Genomic DNA, 486 nt, shown 5'->3' with positions numbered 1-486 from the left:
GACCTCAGCGTCGAACTCGCCGAGGTCGGCTACGACTCGACGCTCGTTTTGACCGCGTTCGGGCTGATAGTCGCCGGCCTGACGGTGAAGGTCGCGCTGTTCCCGCTCCACACCTGGCAGCCCGACGCGTACGCCGACTCGCCCGACAGCGTGAGCGCGTTCATCTCGGCGCTCGTCTCGACCGTGTCGGCGTACGCGCTCGCTCGCGTGCTGTTCTCGGTGTTCACGGTCGACTTCCTCGAGGCCGTCCCCACCGCGCGTTGGGCGCTGGTGGGCGTCGCCTGCGTCAGCATCGTCGCCGGGAGCGGCCTCGCGGTCGCGCAGTCCGACGTGCGTCGGATGCTGGCGTACTCGTCGGTGTCGCAGTTCGGACTCGTCATCGCCGGCTTCGCCATCGCGACGCCGCTGGCCGTCGTCGGCGCGACTGTCCACCTCGTCGGCCACGCGGTGATGAAGGGCGGCCTCTTCGCCGTCACCGGGATCATC

At 69.8% G+C, this 486-nt stretch carries 1 protein-coding gene; it reads left to right on the top strand.

What is annotated here, in order from left to right; genetic code table 11:
• Positions 1–486 (top strand): proton-conducting transporter membrane subunit (locus tag EXE44_RS18080; protein WP_274595395.1); only part of this gene is annotated, 486 nt, incomplete at both ends.

Origin of the sequence: Halorubrum sp. SS7, assembly GCF_005435055.1 — an archaeon.
Lineage (GTDB): Archaea > Halobacteriota > Halobacteria > Halobacteriales > Haloferacaceae > Halorubrum > Halorubrum salinarum.
Note: the sequence above shows the minus strand (reverse complement) of the source record. Positions and strands in the feature narration are given on the sequence as shown.